26 protein-coding genes are annotated in these 20748 nt (G+C 69.0%); 20 read left to right on the top strand and 6 right to left on the bottom strand.

Features of this window, described 5'->3' with window-relative positions; all coding sequences use genetic code 11:
• Window positions 1-28: 28 nt before the first annotated feature.
• Window positions 29-517, bottom strand: a complete 489-nt coding sequence (locus EOD73_RS12980; protein WP_127683428.1) for a hypothetical protein — start codon at window positions 515-517, stop codon at window positions 29-31.
• Between the two features lie 124 nt (window positions 518-641).
• Window positions 642-1931: a response regulator gene (locus EOD73_RS12975; RefSeq protein WP_127683427.1), complete on the bottom strand. Its 1290-nt coding sequence runs from the start codon at window positions 1929-1931 to the stop codon at window positions 642-644.
• 287 nt (window positions 1932-2218) lie between these two features.
• Between EOD73_RS12975 and EOD73_RS12970 the strand changes: the two genes are divergently transcribed.
• Window positions 2219-2656 (top strand): Hsp20/alpha crystallin family protein, encoded by a 438-nt coding sequence (locus EOD73_RS12970; protein WP_127683426.1) that lies wholly within the window; start codon window positions 2219-2221, stop codon window positions 2654-2656.
• An 18-nt stretch (window positions 2657-2674) separates the two neighbouring features.
• Here EOD73_RS12970 and EOD73_RS12965 read toward each other — a convergent pair whose 3' ends face one another.
• Window positions 2675-3568, bottom strand: a complete 894-nt coding sequence (locus tag EOD73_RS12965; RefSeq protein ID WP_127683425.1) for a LysR family transcriptional regulator — start codon at window positions 3566-3568, stop codon at window positions 2675-2677.
• Window positions 3569-3694: 126 nt separating this feature from the next.
• Here EOD73_RS12965 and EOD73_RS12960 point away from each other — a divergent pair, with 126 nt between their 5' ends.
• The 19 genes from EOD73_RS12960 to EOD73_RS12870 all read left to right on the top strand — a co-directional run bounded on the left by EOD73_RS12960 (window position 3695) and on the right by EOD73_RS12870 (window position 17122).
• The gene (locus EOD73_RS12960) at window positions 3695-4687 is read left to right on the top strand and encodes an NAD-dependent epimerase/dehydratase family protein (protein WP_127683424.1); all 993 of its coding nucleotides are present in this window, start codon (window positions 3695-3697) and stop codon (window positions 4685-4687) included.
• Window positions 4684-5160, top strand: coding sequence for a DUF4188 domain-containing protein (locus EOD73_RS12955; RefSeq protein ID WP_127683423.1), 477 nt, complete (start codon window positions 4684-4686; stop codon window positions 5158-5160). The genes EOD73_RS12960 and EOD73_RS12955 overlap by 4 nt, the downstream gene beginning before the upstream one ends.
• A gap of 69 nt (window positions 5161-5229) precedes the next feature.
• The gene (locus tag EOD73_RS12950; protein ID WP_127683422.1) at window positions 5230-5598 is read left to right on the top strand and encodes a hypothetical protein; all 369 of its coding nucleotides are present in this window, start codon (window positions 5230-5232) and stop codon (window positions 5596-5598) included.
• Between the two features lie 154 nt (window positions 5599-5752).
• Window positions 5753-6265 (top strand): DUF695 domain-containing protein, encoded by a 513-nt coding sequence (locus EOD73_RS12945; RefSeq protein WP_127683421.1) that lies wholly within the window; start codon window positions 5753-5755, stop codon window positions 6263-6265.
• Between the two features lie 87 nt (window positions 6266-6352).
• Window positions 6353-6787, top strand: coding sequence for a DUF6678 family protein (locus EOD73_RS12940; RefSeq protein ID WP_164846073.1), 435 nt, complete (start codon window positions 6353-6355; stop codon window positions 6785-6787).
• 69 nt (window positions 6788-6856) lie between these two features.
• Window positions 6857-7213: a DUF2750 domain-containing protein gene (locus EOD73_RS12935; protein WP_127683420.1), complete on the top strand. Its 357-nt coding sequence runs from the start codon at window positions 6857-6859 to the stop codon at window positions 7211-7213.
• 53 nt (window positions 7214-7266) lie between these two features.
• Window positions 7267-7605 carry an SMI1/KNR4 family protein gene (locus EOD73_RS12930; protein WP_127683419.1) on the top strand — a complete coding sequence of 113 codons (339 nt, stop codon included), beginning with the start codon at window positions 7267-7269 and terminating at the stop codon, window positions 7603-7605.
• Window positions 7606-7713: 108 nt separating this feature from the next.
• On the top strand, window positions 7714-7986 hold the full coding sequence (locus EOD73_RS12925) for a hypothetical protein (RefSeq protein ID WP_127683418.1): 273 nt from the start codon (window positions 7714-7716) through the stop codon (window positions 7984-7986).
• Between the two features lie 111 nt (window positions 7987-8097).
• The gene (locus tag EOD73_RS12920) at window positions 8098-8499 is read left to right on the top strand and encodes a VOC family protein (RefSeq protein WP_127683417.1); all 402 of its coding nucleotides are present in this window, start codon (window positions 8098-8100) and stop codon (window positions 8497-8499) included.
• 10 nt (window positions 8500-8509) lie between these two features.
• Window positions 8510-8932, top strand: coding sequence for a PaaI family thioesterase (locus tag EOD73_RS12915; RefSeq protein ID WP_310733059.1), 423 nt, complete (start codon window positions 8510-8512; stop codon window positions 8930-8932).
• Window positions 8929-9228, top strand: coding sequence for a GNAT family N-acetyltransferase (locus EOD73_RS12910; RefSeq protein ID WP_127683416.1), 300 nt, complete (start codon window positions 8929-8931; stop codon window positions 9226-9228). Before EOD73_RS12915 ends, EOD73_RS12910 begins: the two co-directional genes overlap by 4 nt.
• Before the next feature lie 103 nt (window positions 9229-9331).
• Window positions 9332-9715: a GNAT family N-acetyltransferase gene (locus EOD73_RS17900; protein ID WP_127683415.1), complete on the top strand. Its 384-nt coding sequence runs from the start codon at window positions 9332-9334 to the stop codon at window positions 9713-9715.
• Window positions 9716-9909: 194 nt separating this feature from the next.
• Window positions 9910-11097, top strand: a complete 1188-nt coding sequence (locus EOD73_RS12900) for a maltoporin (RefSeq protein ID WP_127683414.1) — start codon at window positions 9910-9912, stop codon at window positions 11095-11097.
• A gap of 19 nt (window positions 11098-11116) precedes the next feature.
• On the top strand, window positions 11117-12364 hold the full coding sequence (locus EOD73_RS12895; protein WP_127683413.1) for an ABC transporter substrate-binding protein: 1248 nt from the start codon (window positions 11117-11119) through the stop codon (window positions 12362-12364).
• A gap of 116 nt (window positions 12365-12480) precedes the next feature.
• Window positions 12481-13356: a carbohydrate ABC transporter permease gene (locus EOD73_RS12890; protein WP_127683412.1), complete on the top strand. Its 876-nt coding sequence runs from the start codon at window positions 12481-12483 to the stop codon at window positions 13354-13356.
• Window positions 13353-14198: a carbohydrate ABC transporter permease gene (locus tag EOD73_RS12885; protein WP_127683411.1), complete on the top strand. Its 846-nt coding sequence runs from the start codon at window positions 13353-13355 to the stop codon at window positions 14196-14198. The genes EOD73_RS12890 and EOD73_RS12885 overlap by 4 nt, the downstream gene beginning before the upstream one ends.
• Before the next feature lies 1 nt (window position 14199).
• Window positions 14200-15255, top strand: coding sequence for an ABC transporter ATP-binding protein (locus EOD73_RS12880; RefSeq protein WP_127683410.1), 1056 nt, complete (start codon window positions 14200-14202; stop codon window positions 15253-15255).
• A 211-nt stretch (window positions 15256-15466) separates the two neighbouring features.
• On the top strand, window positions 15467-16207 hold the full coding sequence (locus tag EOD73_RS12875) for a substrate-binding periplasmic protein (protein WP_127683409.1): 741 nt from the start codon (window positions 15467-15469) through the stop codon (window positions 16205-16207).
• Window positions 16208-16426: 219 nt separating this feature from the next.
• The gene (locus EOD73_RS12870) at window positions 16427-17122 is read left to right on the top strand and encodes a transporter substrate-binding domain-containing protein (protein WP_127683408.1); all 696 of its coding nucleotides are present in this window, start codon (window positions 16427-16429) and stop codon (window positions 17120-17122) included.
• A 27-nt stretch (window positions 17123-17149) separates the two neighbouring features.
• Here EOD73_RS12870 and EOD73_RS12865 read toward each other — a convergent pair whose 3' ends face one another.
• From EOD73_RS12865 to EOD73_RS12855, 3 genes are read right to left on the bottom strand one after another with little or no spacing between them, the layout of a single operon-like run.
• The gene (locus EOD73_RS12865) at window positions 17150-17896 is read right to left on the bottom strand and encodes an MgtC/SapB family protein (RefSeq protein WP_310733058.1); all 747 of its coding nucleotides are present in this window, start codon (window positions 17894-17896) and stop codon (window positions 17150-17152) included.
• A 56-nt stretch (window positions 17897-17952) separates the two neighbouring features.
• Window positions 17953-20001, bottom strand: a complete 2049-nt coding sequence (locus EOD73_RS12860) for a sensor histidine kinase (RefSeq protein WP_127683406.1) — start codon at window positions 19999-20001, stop codon at window positions 17953-17955.
• Window positions 19998-20693, bottom strand: a complete 696-nt coding sequence (locus EOD73_RS12855; RefSeq protein ID WP_127683405.1) for a response regulator transcription factor — start codon at window positions 20691-20693, stop codon at window positions 19998-20000. Before EOD73_RS12855 ends, EOD73_RS12860 begins: the two co-directional genes overlap by 4 nt.
• Window positions 20694-20748 lie beyond the last annotated feature (55 nt).

Below are 20748 nucleotides of genomic sequence, written 5' to 3'. Positions count from 1 at the left end.
GCCCTGGTTGACGAGCGGCTGGCCCGGATCAGGCCGTTTTGGCCTCGATCAGGCTGCGCACGATGTCGATCACCTCGTAGGCCTGCGCCTCGTCGATGTTCTGGCCCTCGATGACCGAGCGCTTGAAGGCGAAGCCGCCCGACCAGCCGGAGTTCTCGACCACGCCAACCGTCAGTTCCTTGTTCAGGAAGTAGTACAGCGGGCCGACCAGCAGGCCGAGGAAGAAGATCGGCATCAGCACGATGCCCAGCACCACCGCGGCCTGCCAGGGCTTGATGTAGCCGTAGTAGGCCGAGCACACCGACTGCATCGGGATCACGCGCTTTTGCTTGCCCGACAGCGAGCCCTGCGTGAAGACGATCAGCTTGTCCTTGATCTCGATCTCGGTGGTCGGGTCGATGCCCAGCAAGGACAGCAGCCAAGCGAACAAGCCGGCTTCGCGGCCGACCAGGTGCACGTAGTTGCCGTTGGCGTCGGGGGTGCGGCTGGCGGACCACTTCTTGATGACCAGGGCCATGGGGAAAGGGCTTTCTGAAATTGGGGTGAATGAGGGCGCGCATCATCCCCAAGCCCTGGCCCGCGACAGGCCCGGAATGACCCCTAGGGCGCTGCCCTCGGCGGCCCCTGGCGGCCGCCGCGGTTCAGCCCACCGCCACCTGCACGGCCAAGCGGGCCTGCTCGATGCTGGCGATCAGCTTCTCTTCGGAGTAAGGCTTGCCCAAAAGCTCGGTCACGCCGGCGGCGGCCGCGGCCTCTTGGCGGTCGTCGGCGCCGGTGATCATGATGACGGGCAGCGTCGCCGTGCGCGGGTCGTTGCGCACCAGGCGCGTCAGCTCGAAGCCGTCCATGCCGGGCATTTCCACGTCCGTGATGATCACGTGCGGCAGCTGGGCGGCCATCTTCTCCACGGCCTCTTCGCCGCTTTCGGCCAGCACCACCTGGTAGCCCTGCGGGGCCAGGGCGCGGCTGGTCTTGACGCGCACGATCTTCGAGTCGTCGACCACCATCACGATGGTTTCGCCAGGGGCCAAGGGGCGGGTGGGCACGGCCGCCGCGCTGGCGGCAGCCGCAGCGGCAGCCGCCGCCGCTGCGGCCTGGCGTTCGGCCTCGGCCTGCGCCGCTGCTTCCGCCGCCACGCGCTCGGCCTCGGCACGGGCTGCGGCTTCACGGGCGGCTGCTTCTTCGGCCAGGCGTGCGGCCTCGGCTTGGGCGGCGGCCTCGGCCGTCAGGCGTTCGGCTTCAAGCCGCTCGGCCTCGGCACGCGCAGCGGCTTCGCGGGCGGCCGCCTCGGCCGCGGCGCGGGCCTCTGCCTCGGCCTGCCGGGCGGCTTCGGCGGCGGCCTCGGCGGCCAAACGTTCGGCCTCCAGCCGCTCGGCCTCAGCGGCCGCTTCCGCCGCGGCAGCGGCTTCTGCCTCCGCGGCCAGGCGCTGCGCTTCTTCGCGCTCGGCCTCGGCGGCGAGCGCCGCTTGCTCCACGGCCAGGCTCTCGGCCTCCAAGCGCGCCGCTTCGGCGGCACGGGCGGCTTCGGCCTGCTCGGCCTCGGCCTTCACGGCGGCCACGGTGGCCGCGTCGTCGTCGGCCAGGGCCTGCACCAAGGCGGCGTAGCGCTCGGCCTCGGCCTGGGCCTCGGGGTCGTCGGGCAGCGGCGTGGGGGCGGCCTCGGGCGGCACCCACTCGGTGTCGGCGTGCTCGGTCGCTGCGGGCGTGGGGGCCGCGCCGTCGGCGCTGGCGGCGTCAGGGGTGGCGTCGACCACCGCCTCGCCCGGGGCGGACTCGGCCGCGGCCTCTTCGGAGGTGGGTTCGAGGCTGGCCTGGATCTCGGCCATCGCCTCGGCGTCGCGCCGTTGCTTGGCTTGCCATTGGCGCAGGCCAAACACGGCCACCGCCAGCACGGCCACGGCGGCCAAGATCCAAAGGAGGTCGTCGGTCATGGGTGAAGCGGGCACGGCCGCGTGGCGGGCGCACCCCAAATGCGTGAGGGTTGGTAACAGCTTAGCGAAAGGTGGGCCCCTGGCAAAAGGTCAGGTGCGCTTTTGTGCGGCGCCTGGCACGTTTGACGTCGATCAAGCCGCCCGCACGGGGGTGTTGAAAGTCCGCCGGGGCGCCCCTAAGTTCCTCCCTGCAGCGCGATCCGGAGCGTCGCTGAGTGGGTGCCCCAACGCGGCCTGCGGGCCGATCGGGGCCGTCTTCTTCCATGCCTTCCACGGGAGTTCCCCCCATGAACCGCTTCCCCATCCGAGCCAACCTCTTCGACGACCTGTTCCGCGACGCCTCGCCCGGCTTCTTTGTGCGCCCTCTGCACGGCGACGCGCTGCCCGAGCGCATCCGCCTGGACGTCAAAGAGTCCGACAAGGCCTACACCGTGCTGGCCGAGCTGCCGGGCGTGGCCAAGGACGACATCCACGTCGACATCGATGGCGGTTTGGTGACCCTGCGCGCCGAGGTCAAGCAGCTCGACGCCCAGCGCGAGGGCGAGGGCCGGGCCGAGCGCGTGGTGCGCAGCGAGCGCTACTACGGCACCGTGGCCCGCAGCATCCAGCTGCCCGTGGACATCGACGACAGCGAGGCCTCGGCCAAGTACGAGCACGGTGTGCTCACGCTCACCCTGCCCAAGCGCCGCGCGCCAGCCGGGCAAAAGCGCGTTCGCATCGACTGAGTTCGGGCGCCCCGGCGCTCAGGCCAGCAAGGGCGGCAGGGCCTCGGCCAAAAAGTCGAACACCCGCCGCACCGCCGGGCTGCCGCGAATTTCTCGGTGCACCACCAGCCACGCCGGCAGGCGCGGCGTGGGCAGCTCGGGCAGCAGGGCCACCAGGCCCGGCGTGCTGTCCACCAAGTAGCGCGCCATGAAGCCGATGCCCGCGCCCGCCATCACCAGCGCGGCGTAGGCCGTTTGGTCGTCGGTGCGCAGCGCGAAGTGCTCGCGCGTCAGCGGCATGCCCGCGGCGGCAAAGCCTTGCAAGATGCCCGGGTCGCGGTCCATGCCCACCAGGGTGTGGCCGGCCAAGTCGGCCACCGCGCGGGGCGTGCCGCGGCGCGCCAGGTAGCTCTCGTGGGCGCAGGCCACCACCGCCACCTCGCCCAGCTTGCGCGCCACCAGCCCGCTTTGCACGGGCCGCAGCATGCGCAGGGCGATGTCGGCCTCGCGCCGCAGCAGGTTGCTCACGGCGTTGGTGGCCACCAGCTCCACCTGCAGACCCGGCTCTTGCCGGTGCAGCTCGGCCAAGAGCGGCGGCAGCAGGGTCACGGCCGGCACCTGGCTGGCGCTGACGCGCACCGTGCCCTGCATGCTGCTGGCGCGGCGCAGCAGCTGCTGGTTCATCCGGTCGGCGCCCTCGGCCATGTGGCGGGCGGCGTCGGCCAGCGCGCGCGCCGCCGCCGTGGGCTGCACGCCGCGCCCCGTGCGCTCGAACAGGGCCACCCCCAGCTGGGCCTCCAGCGCCGCGATGTGGCGCGACAGCGTGGGCTGCTGCGCGTTCAGCGCGCGGGCCGCGCCCATCAGGCTGCCGGCGTCCAGCACCGCCAGGAAGCTGGGCACCAGGGACCAATCGAAGCGGGGCAGTGGGCTCATACCAAAACGCATGGCTGGGTTGCAGGGATGGCCGATTGTGGAATGAACGCGCGCTGGGCACAGTGAACCCCACCGACCCTCGGTTCGCCCCTTCGTTCTCCGTTCACAAGCCCCGGAAAGCCCACCATGCCCCTGCCCACCGTCCTCGTCCTCGGCGCCCAAGGCCGCTTGGGCCGCGCCGCCGTCCAGGCCTTTGCCAGCTCGGGCTGGCGCGTGCTGGCCCAGGCCCGCCGCGCCGACGGCCTCGGCCCCCTGGCCCTGACCCTGCCGCTGGCCGACACCGCCGCCCTGGCCCAGGCCGCGCAAGGCGCGCGCGCCGTGGTCTACGCCGTGAACCCGCTCTACACCCGCTGGGACGCCGAGATGCTGCCCCTGGCCCGCCAGGGCATGGACGTGGCCGAGCGCCTGGGCGCCACCTTCTTGCTGCCCGGCAATGTGTACGCCTACGGCGCCGGCATGCCGCCCCGGCTCACCGAAACCACCCCCGAGGCCCCCAGCACCCGCAAAGGCGAGCTGCGCGCGCAGCTGGAGCACGAGCTGGCCGAGCGCGCCGCCGCCGGCCGCCTGCGCAGCGCCGTGCTGCGCGCCGGCGACTTCTTCGGCCCCGGCCAAGGCCCCAACATCGGCACCTGGCTGGACCTGCTCATCGCCAAGAAGCTGCCCCAAGGCCGCCTCGTCTACCCCGGCCCCATGGACGGCGTGTCCCACGCCTGGGCCTACCTGCCCGACCTGGCCCAGGCCTTCGTCGCCCTGGCCGAGCGCCGCGGTGCCGACGCCCACGAACGCCTGCACTTTGAAGGCCACACCCTCACCGGGCGCGAGCTGCTCGAAGGCCTGGCCCGCGCCGCCATGCGCCTGGGGTGGATCGAGCACGTGCACGCCAAGCCCATGGCCTGGTGGTCCTGGCAGCTGGCCGCGCCCTTCGTGCCCCTGCTGCGCGAGCTGCTGACCATGCGCTACCTGTGGGACGTGCCCCACCAGCTCGACGGCACCCGCTTGCGCCAACGCTTGGGCGAGGCCCTGCCCCACACCCCGCTGGACGAGGCCCTCATCGCCACCTTGCGCACCTGGCGCCCCGAAGGCCCCCAGGCCACCCCCGTGGCCGCGGAGGCCGCATGAGCGCGATCCACCCCGCCCGCATGACCGCCCGCCTGGACGGCGACTTCGTCGTCTTCCTCATCGGCATGCGCTTCAACCGCCCCTGGCGCGTGGACCGCTGGGGCCCCGTCATCGCCGCCATGCCCCGCATGCTGCGCGAGCTGGCGCAAAAGCCCGAACTCGGCTTCCTGCACGGCGAGAGCTACTTCGGCCGCACCACGCTGATGCTGCAGTACTGGCGCTCGCTGGACCAGCTGCTGGCCTACGCCAAGGCCAAAGACGCCCAGCACCTGCCCGCCTGGGCCGCCTTCAACCGCGCCGTGGGCACGGACGGCAGCGTCGGCATCTGGCACGAAACCTACCTTGTTGGCCCCGGCCGCTACGAGAACGTGTACGTCAACATGCCCGCTTTCGGGCTGGGGGCGGCGGGGGCGCTGGTGCCGGCGGTGGGGCCCTTGGCGTCGGCGCAGGGGCGGGCGCGGGCGCAGGGGTGAGGGGCGGCTGAGCGAGCCACTGGGCGCGATTGCAGCGGCGTGTGCCGCGTTCCACCCAGAATCGGGCTCATGCGCTCGCTCTCAGCCCTGTTCCGACGTCGCGCCCCTTCGGGTCTGGATGCCGATCCACCCGGCGCCACCGAAGTGCGTCTGGGCGACGAACATGACGACGCTCTGCTGGCCCGCGTTCGTGCTGCCGTGCGGGCCGCTGGCGGCCAAATGGGCCGTCCGGATTGGGGCGTTGGCGGCTCCCAAGAGATCGTCACCTATCGCGTCACCTTGCCCGAGGGGCAGCTTCGCCTCAGGGCCGAGACCTACGTTGGCCTGAGTCTGTCGGGTCCCCCGGTCTTGGTGCAGACGCTTCTAAGCAGCGTGAACGAGAGCGTTGCCAAGGGCTCCCCCGCTCGCACCGAACCGGTGTCCAAGTGGCCCGTCTAGCGCTAGGCAGGGATGTGGCTCATAAATCAATCACTGGAAATGCCGACAGCGGCTTTGATATAGGGCGTGCGCATTGGTGATTCTCGGCAGCGCCTGCTCCCCTTCAACTTGTTAACTACTAGTTGCGCTTGAGGCGCATCGCGAGAAGGTGTCCATGAGTCTGTTGAATGGAGTTATGTTTGCCTCACTAATTTCTTTGATTTTCGGCTCCATGGCAAATGCTGCCAAGCCTCAAGAAATATTCCCTGTAGAAAAATTCATGGTGCTTGAGGGGAAAATTGACGGAAAACCTGTCATTGGTTCATTCAACGCGGCCTACAAAAACTACGCCTACAAGAAGAAGTTTTCTTGGTGTTTGAGGCTAAGTATCACACTCAACGAAGCTGCTTTGTATGCGAACGGCTTGCCAAAGGGTGAAGAGATTGCAGTTGCAAACAAACTAGAAGACGAATTGGTTGAAGGCATCAAGAGCCTCACAGTCGCGCATTATTTGGGTCATTTGTTTGGTGACACCTTTCTCCATGTGTTTGTGTACTTTGATGACCCTGATGTTGTTCACCAATACCTTCAGTCGCAAGTGAACAAAGAGGGCTTGGTGAGAGGCTTCGCTTACGAGATTCAACAAGACCCGCAGTGGCTTATTGCTGCCCCTTTCATCAAAAATTAGAACCGTATCGAGCATGACATTCAACCTCGCTCCCTTTCGTTCTGATGGATTGGAAAATGGGTTTCAGTTGATTCGTAAGGCTTGCCAATGATTTCGCTTCCAATGGCAGATGCCAATCCCCGGAACATCGCAGATGACTTTCGGGAGAAGGCGGCTTTACGTGGGTTGGTTGGCGCAGCCAACTTCACCAAATGGAATGAGCTCATTTCGTTTGTGCGCGGCATGTCCGGCTGGCGGCCGTCCTACCGTTCAAAATCAGTCACAGGCCATGTTTCCGACTGGGACGTTGAATGGTTCTACCACTTGCCATTTCCCTTTACATGTGTGCAGTGGTTTGATATTGGTCTTCATGAGCGCACTCAGATGGGGCGATTGATGCCACCGAAGATCACGGACCATTCAGATGAAATCATCTCCATGATTCAACGCATCGGATTTGAATACGAGGTCCAGAAAGATATCGTGCGCATTTGGGGTTACTTGCCAAGATGCCACGAAGATTTCCCGCCTGTTGAGCGTTGAGCCACAGGAAAATCCGGCGCAGCTTGGTAAGTCAGCGCTCTCGTTGCGTCGCTTCTGTCAGGAGTTTGATTGTCTATTTCATCAGCACACGCCGCGGTTTTTTACCAAGAGGTGGCTCGCAATGGCAGGCTTTGGACCATCCGAGACAAAGAGGGTTTTCCTGCGCCAATGAACAGCGATGGGAAGAGGGCGCAACCTTTTTGGTCCACCAAAAGTCGCGCAGAAAAGATCATTGCCACGGTTCCTGCATACTTTGGATTTGTTCCTTATGAGCTAGAACTGCGTGAGTTTTTGGAGCGGTGGGCTCCCGGTCTCGCCAAGGATGGATTGTTGGTTGGTGTGAATTGGAGTGGCGCGTCGGCTACTGGTTTCGACTTGGATCCAGATCGGGTTTTGAAAAATATTCTTGCCCAAACGCAGTCCTAGAACACAGCCCTGGAATTTCCTGATAAGACCGTCAACGCCTTAAGGCAGCCCACATGTTTGCAATTGAAATGGAAGGAAAGGTATTCCGGAGCCAAGAGGGCGATGAATACGGCGTCATCCGTGCCTTTCAGGGCTCGCGACCGGAAGGCTTGCAAGGCGAAGTTTTGGCAGAAGATGGTTGCGGCAACTTCTTCGTGGTGCTGCGGTCAGGCGGCGTTGCCTTTTGGGACCACGACACCAACGCAGCCACTCTTCTCGCCGAGTCCCTTGCTGCGTTCAGTGCAGGGCTGTCTGAGCCCGAGCCGGTGGTCTTGCAGCCAGGCCAAGTCCAGTCGGTCTGGGTGGATCCAGAGTTCGCGAAGACGTTCGGCTTGCGAGAGGGCCAGTCATGACTTGCACTTGCACCGGTTTCATGTCCTTGATGTTCCCGACCAGCGTTGCTTTGGCTGTTGACTTCGGCGTCGGGCGCCATCCTTCCTGACTTTGCGAGCTGCATTCCCATGACCAAAACGACCCTCATCGCCGCCGCCACCGGCGCCGCCCTCACCGCCGCCGCCTTCCTGCTCAACCCCTCCCCCGAGCAGCACCGCGACAAGATCAAGGCCGCGGTGGCGGAGCGCAGCCCTTTGGCGGGCGCCCTGGGGCTGGGCGCGCTGGCGGCCTTCACGTCCACTTACCACCCGCTGGGGGTGGCCTCGTACACGACGGTGAACGGACGCACGGTGTCCGTCGGCGCCTTCGGCATGGTCTTCGTGCTGGATGCCGAGCGCTGACCGGCAAGCCCGGCGCGTTTGAGGTCCACTCTCGGCAGCGCCGCGCCGCCAGGCCCCTGGCCTGACGCGGTCGGCCCATCCATCCCTTCCCCCCTTCAGGAGACCCCACCCATGTTCAGCCACGTGATGGTCGGCACCGCCGACTTGGACCGCGCCATCGCCTTCTACGACGCCGTGCTCGGCGTGCTGGGCGCCGCCCCGGGCGCGCGCAGCCAGGCCGGCACCGGCCACTGGCGCGCGTTCTGGCGCCACGGCGGCGCCAGCTTTGGCGTGTGCCAGCCCATCAACGGCGAGCCGGCCACGGTGGCCAACGGCGGCACGCTGGGCTTCTTGTGCGACAGCCCCGAGCAGGTGCAGCGCTTCCACGACGTGGCGGTGGCCCACGGCGGCACGTCCATCGAGCAGCCCCCGGGCCCGCGCGAAAGCGTGGCCGGCGTGCTGCACCTGGCCTACGTGCGCGACCCCGACGGCCACAAGCTGTGCGCGCTGCACCGCCCCAAGAAGGCCGGCTGAGCCCCACGCCGTGACGGCCCTGCCCGACCGCGACGCGATCGCGGCCTTCTTGGCCGCGGAGTTCCCGCAAACCCGCTGCACGGTGCTGTCGGTCGAGCCTGGCGGCGCCACCGTGGCGCACGCCGTGGGCCCGGCCGAGCTGCGGCCGGGGGGCACGGTGTCGGGCCCCGTGCTGATGGCCGTGGCCGACGTGGCGCTGTACGTGGCGGTGCTGGGCGCCATCGGCCTCGTGCCCCTGGCGGTGACCACGGACCTGAGCATCCACTTCCTGCGCAAGCCCGCGGCCGACCGCCGCGTGGTGGGCGTGTGCCGCCTGATGAAGGTGGGCCAGCGCTTGGCGGTGGGGGAGGTGACGCTGTACTCCGAGGGCCTGGACGAGCCCGTGGCGCACGCCGTGGGCACCTACGCCATCCCGCCGGGCCCGCGCGCATGACCGCGCCCCGGCTGCGCCTGGACCCGCCCACGCCGGCCGACGCCGACGCGCTGCTGGCCTTCGAACTGGCCAACCGCGCGTACTTCGAGTCGCACATCAACGCCCGGCCCGCGGCCTACTACGAACCTGGGGGCGTGCAAGCCGCCATCGCCCAGGCCCAGCGCGAGGCAGCGGCCGACCTGGGCTTTCAGTACCTGGTGCGCGACGCCACCGGCGCCCTGGTGGGCCGCGTGAACCTGAGCCGCGTGCGCCGCGCGCACTTTCACGCGGCCGACCTGGGCTACCGCGTGGGCTAGGAGTCTGGGTGGCAGCAGCTCAGGCTGGCGTGGTCCCTGGATCCGGCGCAGGCTAGGAGCGACGCCGCCGTGGACTCGTGTCCACAAGAAGGAGCGACAACGTATGCGCCGGATCCAGGGGCCACCCTTCGGGCCGAGCCACAGGGGCGACAAGCGTCGTTGCCGGCTCCTGACGTGGCCTGCCACGCGGCGTCGCCGACGCCTAGCCTGTCGCCCCTGGGACCTCGGCGCCAGCCTGAGCTGCTGCCACCCAGACTCCTGGCACGCCGGCCGCGGCGTGGCCAGCGAGGCCGTGCGCTTGGTGCTGGCGCAGGCCTTTGGCGTGCACGGCCTGGTGCGCTTGGAGGCCACCGCCCGGCCCGAGAACCTGGGCTCCGTGCGCGTGCTGACGCGCAACGGCTTCAGCGTGTACGGCCGCTCCACCCGCAGCCTGGAGCTGGGCGGGGCCTGGTGGGACCTGCTGCACTTCGAGCGCCGCGCCCCCTGAAGGCGCCGCCACGGCGCCCCGGGGCCTCGACCCCCGGAGTTACCAGGTGTTCATGAAACATTAAGGTAACTACCGATTCATCGACCTGAACGTCTCCTTAACATCCGCCCCGCTAGCGAACATGAACGTTTGCTGAACGTCGGGATCCGGAACCTGGCGCCACAGCAGCACCAAAACCCCGAGGAGACCCCCCCATGACCCGAACCCCTGGCGTGCGCTGCATGGCGCGCCTGCCCCTGGCCGCCCTGCTGGCCCTGACCGGCGCGTTGAGCGCCCCCACCGCGCAGGCCGTGGACTGGAGCGGTTACTTCCGCGCCGGCCCTGGCCTGACGAGCAACAGCACCAACCGCGCCTGCTACGCCCTGAACGGCGGCACCAGCGGCATGAAGTACCGCCTGGGCAACGAGTGCGACCTGTACGGCGAGTTCTTGCTGAGCCAGGACGTCAAGAAGGACGGCCTGGAGGCCCGCGTCAGCCTGATGACGAACCACTACACGGGCAACACCGACACCGACGGCAAGGGCCTGGCCATCGAGCAGCTGTGGGCCGAGGTCAAGGGCTTTGACTTCGCCCCCGAGGCCACCTTCTGGATCGGCAAGGAGCGCGGCCGCCGCGGCGACGTGCACATCGTCGACACCTTCTTCACCGAGATGAAGGGCGTGGGCGCTGGCGTGAAGAACGTGGGCGGCACCTTTGGTGTGGCGTACTACAAGAACGACGACCAGCCCAACAAGCCGGGCCACCGCGTCAACTTCGAGTGGGTGAACCTGCCCGCCAACGACGACGCCAAGCTCAACGTCTTCGCCACGTTGACCAAGGGCCAGTTCACGGGCGGCACCTCGGGCGCGGCCCTGGCCCTGCGCCACGACCAAAGCAAGTTCCTGGGCACGGGCCTGAGCAACACCCTGTGGGTGCAGCTGTCGCAAGGCTCGGCCGCGCTGAACAGCAACTTCGGCGACCTGAGCGCCGGCAGCAAGGCCAAGGGCTGGCGCATCGTCGAGTCGTTCAACGGCCAAAGCGGCGCGCTGGGCGGCCAGGTCATGCTGCTGCTGGCCAAGGAAACCAACGGCGCGGGCGTGAGCACCACGTCCAGCTCCATCGGCGGGCGCATGAGCTACGGCCTGTCGCGCCACTTCAAGTTCGTCAGCGAGCTGGGCGTGAGCCAGTACAAGCCCGAGGGCGGCGCCACCGCGCGCCTGACGAAACTGACCCTGGCCCCGACCCTGTCGATCGACAGCAGCTTCTGGTCGCGCCCCGAGCTGCGCTTCTACGTCACCACGGCCAAGTGGAACGCCGCCGCGGGCAACGTGACCGGCAACCCGGCCTTCAACGGCAAGACCTCGGGCACCAGCGCTGGCGCCCAGGTCGAGTGGTGGTTCTGATTCCCCGAGGAGACACACGATGAACGCAAAACTGACGATGGTGGCCGCCAGCCTGGCGCTGGCCTTGAGCAGCGCCGCGCAAGCCGGCGAGGTGGAAGTGCTGCACTGGTGGACGGCCGGGGGCGAGGCCAAGGCCGCGCAAGGCCTGAAGGCCAGCCTGCAGGCCAAGGGCCACACCTGGAAGGACTTCGCCGTGGCCGGCGGCGGCGGCGACTCGGCGATGACCGTGCTCAAGAGCCGCGTGGTCTCGGGCAACGCCCCGGCGGCGGCGCAAATCAAGGGCCCCTCCATCCAGGAGTGGGCGCGCGAAGGCCTGCTGCAGCCGATGGACGCCGTGGCCAAGGCCGAGGGCTGGGACGCCAAGCTGCCCAAGGTGGTCAGCGACGTGATGAAGTTCAACGGCCAGTACGTGGCCGCGCCGGTGAACGTGCACCGCGTGAACTGGCTGTGGGCCAACGCCGCCGTGCTCAAGAAGGCCGGGGTGAAGGCGCCCACCACCTGGGACGAGTTCTTCGTCGCCGCCGAGGCGCTGAAGAAGGCCGGCGTCATCCCCCTGGCCCACGGCGGCCAGAACTGGCAGGACTTCACCGTGTTCGAGTCGGTGGCCCTGGGCGTGGGTGGGCCGGAGTTCTACAAGAAGGCTTTGGTGCAGCTGGACGCCGCGACGCTGAACAGCGCCACGATGGACAAGGTGCTGGAGACCTTCCGCAAGGTCAAGGCCTACACCGACAAGAACAGCCCCGGCCGCGACTGGAACCTGGCCACGGCCATGGTCATCAAGGGCGAGGCCGGCATGCAGCTGATGGGCGACTGGGCCAAGGGCGAGTTCCTTGCCGCGGGCAAGGCCCCGGGCAAGGACTTCGTCTGCGCCGCCGCCCCCGGCACGGCCAAGAGCTTCACCTTCAACGTCGACAGCTTTGCGCTCTTCAAGCTGAAGAACTCGGCCAACCAGGCGGCCCAGCGCGACTTCGCGTCGGCCGTGATGTCGCCCGAGTTCCAAGAGCTGTTCAACCTGAACAAGGGCTCCATCCCGGTGCGCACCGACCTGAAGATGGACAAGTTCGACGACTGCGCCAAGCAAAGCAACGCCGACTTCCTGGCCACGGCCAAGGGCGGCAGCCTGGTGCCCTCCATCGCCCACGGCATGGCCGTGCCTTCGGCGGTGGAAGGCGGCATCAAGGACGTCGTGAGCCAGTTCTGGAACAACGACAGCATGACGGTGGCGCAGGCCAAGCAGCGCATCGCCGCCGCGGCCAAGGGGTCCTGAGCAGAGGGAGACGCGAGCCCTGGGCGCCCACCGCCCCGGGGCTCGCGTGGTTTGACGGCGGCCTTGCTTTGAACGGGGGCGAGGCCGCCCTTTTTTGAATTGCCCTTCGGGTTCCCATGTTGTCTTCATCGCCCTCCACGCCGTGGCTGCCGAAGCTGGTGCTTGCACCGTCCTTCGTGCTGGCCATGGGCTTCATCTACGGGCTCATCGCCTGGAACGGCTACCTGTCGTTCTCGGCTTCGCGCCTGCTGCCCAACTACGAGTGGGCCGGCCTCGTGCACTACCAATCCCTGTGGGCCAGCGAACGCTGGTGGCTCGCGCTGCGCAACCTGGCGGTGTTCGGCGGCCTGTTCATCGGCGGGGCCATGGCCCTGGGCCTGTTGATGGCCGTGCTGCTCGACCAAAAGATCCGCGCCGAAGGCGCGCTGCGCACGGTGTTCCTGTACCCGATGGCGCTGTCCTTCATCGTCACCGGCACCGCCTGGAAGTGGATCTTGAACCCCGGCCTGGGCCTGGAGAAGGTGCTGCACGACCTGGGCTTCACCACCGTGAAGTTCGACTGGCTGATCGACCCCGACAAGGCGCTGTACTGCGTCGTCATCGCCGCCATCTGGCAAAGCGCGGGCTTCGTGATGGCCTTGTTCCTGGCCGGCTTGCGCGCCATCGACGAGTCCATCGTCAAGGCTGCGCAGGTGGACGGCGCGAGCCTGCCGCAGATTTACGCGCGCATCCTCATCCCCAGCCTCCGCCCGGTGTTTTTCTCGACGCTGATGATCGTCTCGCACCTGGCCATCAAGAGTTTTGACCTGGTGATGGCGCTGACCGCCGGCGGCCCCGGCTACGCCACCGACCTGCCCGCCACCTTCATGTACACGATGGCCTTCACCCGCGGGCAGATCGGCCTGGGTGCGGCCAGCGCCACCATGATGCTGGCCACCATCGCCGCCATCGTGGTGCCCTACCTGTACTCCGAGCTGAGGGCCAAGCGATGAAAGCGCACCGCCTCTTCCTGGGCGCCGTGCTGGCCGCGCTGGCGCTGGTGTTCTTGGCGCCGCTGTACGTGATGCTGGCGACCTCGTTCAAAAGCATGGACGCGCTGTACGCCGGCGGCCTGCTGAGCCTGCCGCCCTCGCTGGACTTCAGCGCCTGGGCCAAGGCCTGGGGCAGCGCCTGCACCGGCATGCAGTGCAACGGCCTGCAGCCCTTTTTCTTGAACTCGGTGGCCATGGTCATCCCGGCGGTGATCGTCTCCACCGTGCTGGGGGCGCTGAACGGCTACGTGCTCACGCAGTGGCGCTTCCGCGGCAGCGAGCTGATGTTCGCGCTCATCCTGTTCGGCGTGTTCATGCCCATGCAGGTGGTGCTGCTGCCCATGAGCCAGGTGCTGGGCTGGTTGAACTTGAGCGACTCGCTGGTGGGCCTGGTGCTGGTGCACGTGCTGGCCGGCCTGCCCAGCACGACGCTCTTCTTCCGCAACTACTACCTGGGCGTGCCTGGCGAGTTGCTGAAGGCGGCGCAGCTGGACGGCGCGGGCTTCTGGACCTTCTTCTGGCGCATCCTGGTGCCGCTGTCGGGGCCCATCGTCACCGTCACCGTCATCTGGCAGTTCACCGCCATTTGGAACGACTTCCTGTACGGCGCCGTGTTCAGCGGCTTCGACAACAAGCCCATCACCGTGGGCCTCAACAACCTCGCCAACACGACCAGCAGCGTCAAGGAATACAACGTGGACATGGCCGGCGCGCTCATCGCCGCGCTGCCCACGCTGATCGTCTACGTGCTGGCCGGCAAGTACTTCGTGCGCGGCTTGACCGCTGGCGCCGTGAAAGGCTGACATGCAGTCCCTCAAGATCCAAGGCATCCGCAAGACCTTCCACGAGACCGAGATCCTCAAGGGCATCGACATCGCGATCGAGCCCGGCGAGTTCCTCATCCTGGTCGGCCCCAGCGGCTGCGGCAAGAGCACCTTGCTGAGCATGATCGCGGGCCTGGACCAGCCCACCAGCGGCCACATCCACCTGGGCGATCGCGACATCACGCACTTGCCCAGCAAGGACCGCGACATCGCCATGGTGTTCCAGAGCTACGCGCTCTACCCGAACATGAACGTGGCGCAGAACATCGCCTTCGCGCTCGAAATGCGCAAGGTGCCCAAAGCGCAGCGCGAGGCCAAGGTGCAGCAGGTGGCCGAGCTGCTGCAGATCCAGCACCTGCTGGACCGCCGCCCCGCACAGCTCAGCGGCGGGCAGCGCCAGCGCGTGGCCATGGGCCGCGCCTTGGCGCGCGAGCCGCAGCTGTTCTTGTTCGACGAGCCCCTGTCCAACCTCGACGCCAAGTTGCGCGTGGAGATGCGCGCCGAGATCAAGCTGCTGCACCAGCGCACGCGCACCACCACCGTGTACGTCACGCACGACCAAGTCGAGGCCATGACCCTGGGCGACCGCATCGCCGTGATGAAGGACGGGCAGGTGCAGCAGTTCGGTACCCCGCACGAGATCTACACCGCGCCGGCCACCGTGTTCGTGGCCGAGTTCATCGGCTCGCCCGCCATCAACTGGGTCAACGCCCAGCGCGCCTTGGGCGGCCTGGCCGCCAACGGGCAGATGCTGATGCTGACCGAGGCGCAAACCGAGCGCCTGCCCGAAGGCGACTGCCTGCTGGGCCTGCGCCCCGAGGCGTTGCAGTTCGCCGACCGCGGCCTGCCCGCGCGCATCCACCTCATCGAACCCACCGGCCCGGAAACCTACGTGGCCGCCGACACCGCCCTGGGCCGCCTGACCGCCCGCGTGCCGGGCCAGGTGCGCGAGCGCGTGGGCGACCTGGTGCACCTGCAGTGGGCGCCGGAGTCCTTGCACCTGTTCGACGCACGAACGCAGCGGCGCGTGGCCTGAGGGCGAGCAAATCCCCTCAAGATTTGCGCCAATAGGTATTTATTCCTTTGCTGCTGGTGCGGCGCCGCGCCACGATGGGGCGATGCCGCGCCGCGCCCCCTTCCTTTGCCCCTGCCGCCGGCAAGCCTTGGCTTGGGTGGCGGCGAGTGCCGCCTTCGGTGTGGGGCCGGCAGCGGCCGCGGGGCGAGGCGCCGCGTGCCGCCCTTTGCGCATGCCCTTGTCGCCGGCGGGCGCCTTGGTGCAGCTGCGCGAGGAGCACCTGGACGGCGTGCTGCCCGACCTGGTGGAGTTGCTGGCGCGCCGCCTGGGCTGCCCGGTGGAGGCGCGGCTCACGCCGCGGGCGCGGCAGGTCAAGATGTTCTTCGAGACGCATGAGGCCGACATCTTTTGGCCGGCGGTGCGCCACCCGCGGCGCGACGCTGTGGCCCGGTTTGCGCCCTTCTTCAAGGGCGTGGTGCACCTGGTCACCCGGTCCGATGTCAGCGGTGTCCCCGTTCCTGGCGACATCCACGCCTTGTTGGCCCGGCGCGAGTGGCTGGGTGCCCTGGTGAGCGGCTACACCTTCGGGCCCACTTACGACGAGTTCCTGCGGGCCCTGAGCCTGCAGCACCGCGTGACCATGGTGCGCGACCCCAGCACCGCCTTGCGCATGGTGCAGGCCGGGCGCGTGCAGTTCACCGTGCTCAACCCCTTGACCGTGTACGGCGAATCGCTGGAGGCCGACGTGGGGCAGTACGCGCGCTTTGCCCTGCACCCTTTGGGCGGCCTGCCCATGTACGAAGGCGGGGCCTACGTGTCGCGCCATTCGATGCCGGTGGACGCGCAAGACCGCCTGCTGGCGGCCCTGGAGTCGATGGTGGCGGGCGGGCACGTCCAGCGGGCGATGCGCCGCTTTTACCCCCCCGCCGTGCTGCGCCAAGAGCTCGGCCCGCAGGGCTGGGCGGGGCCGTGAGGGAATCGATCATAAATTCTTCACAAGTCAACCATAGCGAATAAATAACCTTAGATAAGTATTTGTACTGATCTTGGGTGGAGGCGTGCGGCCGAACATGCCGTCATGCCCTGCCGAGCTCGCCTACTGGCCGGTTGCGCGGCCGTCCTCCTGGGGTGCACCCGGCTCGAGGCGGCAACGCCGCCTGCCGCGCCGCTTCCCTGCCCCCCCGCGCTTCGCGTGGGCTTTCTGGACGTTGACCTGCGCCCCTTTGTGCTGGGCCAAGGGGAGCGATTTGCCACGCCGCCGGGCACCCTGGTCGAGGCCTTGCAGCGCACGCTCAAGGGCCTGGACTGCCCCGTGCGCCTGCACCGCTTGCCCGTGCGCCGCCTGGTGCAGGCCTTGAGCGCGGGGGAGTTGGACGTGGCCATTGGGCTGGCCGCCAGCGACGAGCGCCAGCGCCTGATGCGCTTCCCGGTCGACGCCCATGGGCGGCCCGACGAGCGCTGGGCGATCGCCGAAATCGACATTCGGCTGTACGCCACCGCCCAGCGCCACCCCGCGGTGCAGGCCAAGCTGAGCCAGAACGGCCCCGCGGCCTTGCGCTACGGCGCGCTGCGCGGATCGCTTTACGCCGACGCCCTGGCGGCAGAGGGACTGCGCGTGGAGCTGACGCCCGATTTCGCGAAGGGCTGGACCATGCTGCACCGGGGGCGCTTCGACGTGGTCTTGATGCCCGACGTGCTGGCCGCCGGCGGCGGTGCCGTTCGGGCGGTGGGGCCGACGATGTTCCACCTGCGATTCTTCGCGCCGGTGAACCCGCAGTTCGCCGCGGCCAACGAAGCCTGGGTGCGCCACTTCTGGCAGCGCCTGTGCCGCCAAACGCGCCCGTACTTCAAAGATCGCCAAACCTGCCCGGAGGGCGAACCGCACTGAGCGGGAGTGCGCCCCCGAGGGGGCGCCTCAGTTGCGCGCGTGCCCGATCTCGAAGCCTTCGAGCCCCGGCAGGCGGGCGAGGTCTTCGCCCAGGCCGGTGAGCGGCACGGCCTTGGCCCGGTCCACCTCCTGGGCCACGAAACGCCACACGTGCCGCCCCTCGGTGTAGCGCACGTGGAAGGAGCCCGGCGCCACCCGGTAGCCCCGCGCCTGCGCGGCGGCCTCCACGGCCCCGCGATCGGGCTCCACGCCGGCGCGGTAGGTCAGCGTCAACGTGATCGCCGGTCGCGATGGCAGCAGGCGCTCGATGCGCGCCGCCCACATCATCAAGCTGGCCGACAGGATTGTGAGCAGGATGGCCGCCGCGTAGAAGCCCACGCCGACCAAGATGCCGATGGCCGATGAGGCCCACAGCGAGGCGGCCGAGGTCAGCCCGCTGATGGACATGCCGTCCTTCATGATCATCCCGGCGCCCAAGAAGCCGATGCCGGTGACGATGCCTTGGATGACCCGCGTCGGGTCCGGCGGCACGTAGTGCGCGAAGGTGCTGGCCGGCAGGCCGCCGAACCAGTGCAGCGGGTGGGCGGTGAGCACCGTGAGCGCGCACGAGGCCATGCACACCAGGCCGTAGGTGCGCATGCCCGCCGCCCTGCCGTGGTACGTGCGCTCGTAGCCCACCACCAGGCCCAGCAGCAGGGCGCCCAGGATGTTGGCGAACACCAGCAGGTTGACCTGCAGCTCGGCGGGCGTCCAGTAGCGCCACAAAAGGTCCATCGTCACCATGCTGTCATGGTGCGCCGCGGCGAGCGCGGCGGGGCCGCCCGAAAACCCTAGGTCGCGCGCGGCAGGCTCAGCGTGAAGATGACGCCGCCGTCGGCGTTGCGCACGGCGATCGCGCCGCCCATCTTGGCCAGGTAGCCGCGGGCGATGAACAGGCCTTGGCCGCGGTGCGTGGGGCCCTCGGCGTCGCCCGCGCCCAGCTCGAACAGGGTGGCCAGGCGCGCTGGGTCGATGGTCGGGCCCTGGTTGTGCACCTCCACCAGGGCGCTGTCTTCGGTGGTGCTCAGGCGCAGCACGATGGGCGTGCCGGCCACGCGGTAGCGCTGCGCGTTGGTCAGCAAATGGGTCAGGGCGTCCTCGAGTTTCAGCGCATCGGCCAACACCTCGCAGGGCGCCTCGCAGCCCTCGGCCACCACCTGCTCGATGCCGGCGTAGGGGGCGTTGGCGGCGACCTGGCGCAGGAAGTCGGCCAGGTCCAGTCGCTCGCGCTGCACCTGGGCCTGCGTCAGCGCCTCGCCCACCGAGGCCTGGCCGTACAGCAGGTTCAGCGCCGCCTGCATGCGCAGCAGGTAGCGGCGGCTGGCGTCGTCCTCGGCCCCGTGCAGGGCCAGCAGGCTTTGCAGCGGGCTCATGATTTCGTGGCCGACGGCCTGCCACTGCTCACGCTCTTGGTGGGCGCGCAACTGCTCGCCGCGCAGGTGCTCGCGGGCGCGGCCCAGCAGCTCGCTCAGCGTGCCGGCCAAGATGCCCAGCTCGTCGCGGCCCTTCAAGTCGTCCACGTCCAGCGGCGGCAGCTGGTCGGGCGCGCGCTGCAGCTGCAAGGTCAGGGCGTTGGCGCGGCGGGTCAGTTGCGCCATGCGGCGCAGCAGGCCGATCTCGACGATCAACCAGGCCAGTGCGATGGCGCCGGCCAGACCGCCGAAGTAGCCGGCGTAGCGCGTGGCCGTGGCACTCAGCGTGCGGTCCACGCTCTTGAGGTCGCCTTCCAGGCGCAGGCGGTGGCCGCTGGGCAGCGTGGCCTCGGCCTGCAGCGGGCCCTCCAGGCGCGCCGCGGGCAGGCGGCGGATCAGGCGGGTGAGCCAGGGGTAGGCCGCCTGCCCTGCGGGGGCCGGGCCTTGCACGCGAGCGATGGGGGCCTCGCCCTGCGCGGCGAACACCGTCAGCAGCTCGCCCGCTTGCAGGCTGGCGGCCAGGTCTTGCACGCCCGGCGCGGGGCTGGCCCCGGGGCGCAGGCTGTCGAACAGCAGGCCGCGCTGCGGATCCGGGCCCAGCAGCTGCACGGCCACGCGCAGTTGGGGCAGGTCGGCCGGCGGCCAGGCCGCGCCAGCGCGCGCGGCCTCGCGCCAGGCGGCCACGGGCACGCGCAGCGTGAGCAGGGTGCGGCGCGCGCAGGTGGTGGGGTCGTCGCCGTCTTGCACGCAGGCGGGCTCTTGCCAGAGCCACCCGCGGAAGTCGCGGTCGGGACGGGCGCGGGGGTCCAGCGCGTCGGCGTCAGTCGCAAAGCCGGCGAGTTGGCCGCGGCGCTCGCTCAGCAGCTCCAGCGGGGCCAGCCAGCGCTGCCGCTGGCCGGCGTGGGTCAGCAGCACCTGGGCGCGGTGCACCTCGTCCAAGGCGGTTTGCCCGGGCGTGCGGCCCAGCAAGGGCCCGGCTTGCAATCGCACCACGGCGTACACGAAGGCCCCGGCGCTGGCGCGCTGGCCCACGGCGATGCAGGCCTCGCTGCCGTCGGCGTGGCGCTGCGCGCAGCCGCTCATCTCCACCGCGCGCTCGGCCTTGGCCGGGTCGTCGAAGTCGATGGCGCCGAAGGGCAGGCGCAGGGGCACGCTGCCCTGCGCCGTGTCAGCCGGGCGGTCGGCGTTGCGCAGGGCCAACTGCCCGCTGGGGTGGCGCAGGCGCTCGGCCAGCACGTCCAGCTGGCCGCGAAAGCCGGCCTCGTAGGCGCGCTGCAGGCGCTGGCGCTCGTCGGTCAGCAGCTGCAGCACCAAGAACGCGCTGCCGGCCAGCAGGGCCAGGAACACGGCGCGCAGCAGCGCGCGCCGCCGAAAGGCCGCGAGGGGCAGCCGCGGCAGCCTTGGCAAGTGCGGGTTGAAGCGGTTCACCGCGCCGACCAGCGAAAGCCCCGCATGGGCACGCTCTCGATGCCGTCGAAGGCCGGGTCCACCTCGCGCAGCGCGTCACGGATGGTGGCGATGTGCTTGCGCACGTTGTCGCGGCTGCGGCCGCTCTTCACGGCGTCGAACAGGGTCTCGTAGGCCACCACCTCGCCGCGGTGCTCCAGCAGCGTGGCCAGGATGCGCTGCGCCGTCAGCGGCAGGTTCAGCTTCTGGCCGCGCCACAGCGGGGTGCGCTGCCACAACGGGTCCAGCGTGGGGGCGTCGTCGCTCGCGGGGGCGGTGGATTGCCGCGTCTGGCGGACCAGGGCCAGCACCGTGTCGATGAACTCGGCCTCGTCGAACTGCGTCTTTTGCAGGTAGTCCCAGGCGTCCAGCGCCTTCATGATGGAGCGGTACACCGCCGCCGGCATGGCGCTGACCACCAACACCGGCGTGCCCTGGCCGCGCTTGTTCAGCAGGTTGATGAGGGCGATGCCGGCGTGCCGCTCGCGGCCCAGCTCCAGGTCCAGCGTCACCAGGTCGTAGCGCTCGCGCTGCAGCCCGGCCTCGGCGCTGTCGCGGTCGAAGTAGGTGTCGATCTGCGCCTGCGGCTGGGCGGCGCGCAGCCAGCGCACGAGCTGGTCGCTGGTGGGGGGGTCGTCTTCGACGACGGCGATACGCAGGGTGGGGGCGTTCATGGGCGTGCTCACGGCGAGATCGTCGCACTGCGCCCAGCCGCCCCGCGCGGAAGCT

Origin of the sequence: Inhella crocodyli, assembly GCF_004004565.1 — a bacterium.
Lineage (GTDB): Bacteria > Pseudomonadota > Gammaproteobacteria > Burkholderiales > Burkholderiaceae_C > Inhella > Inhella crocodyli.
This window is presented reverse-complemented; position numbering and strand designations above follow the sequence as displayed.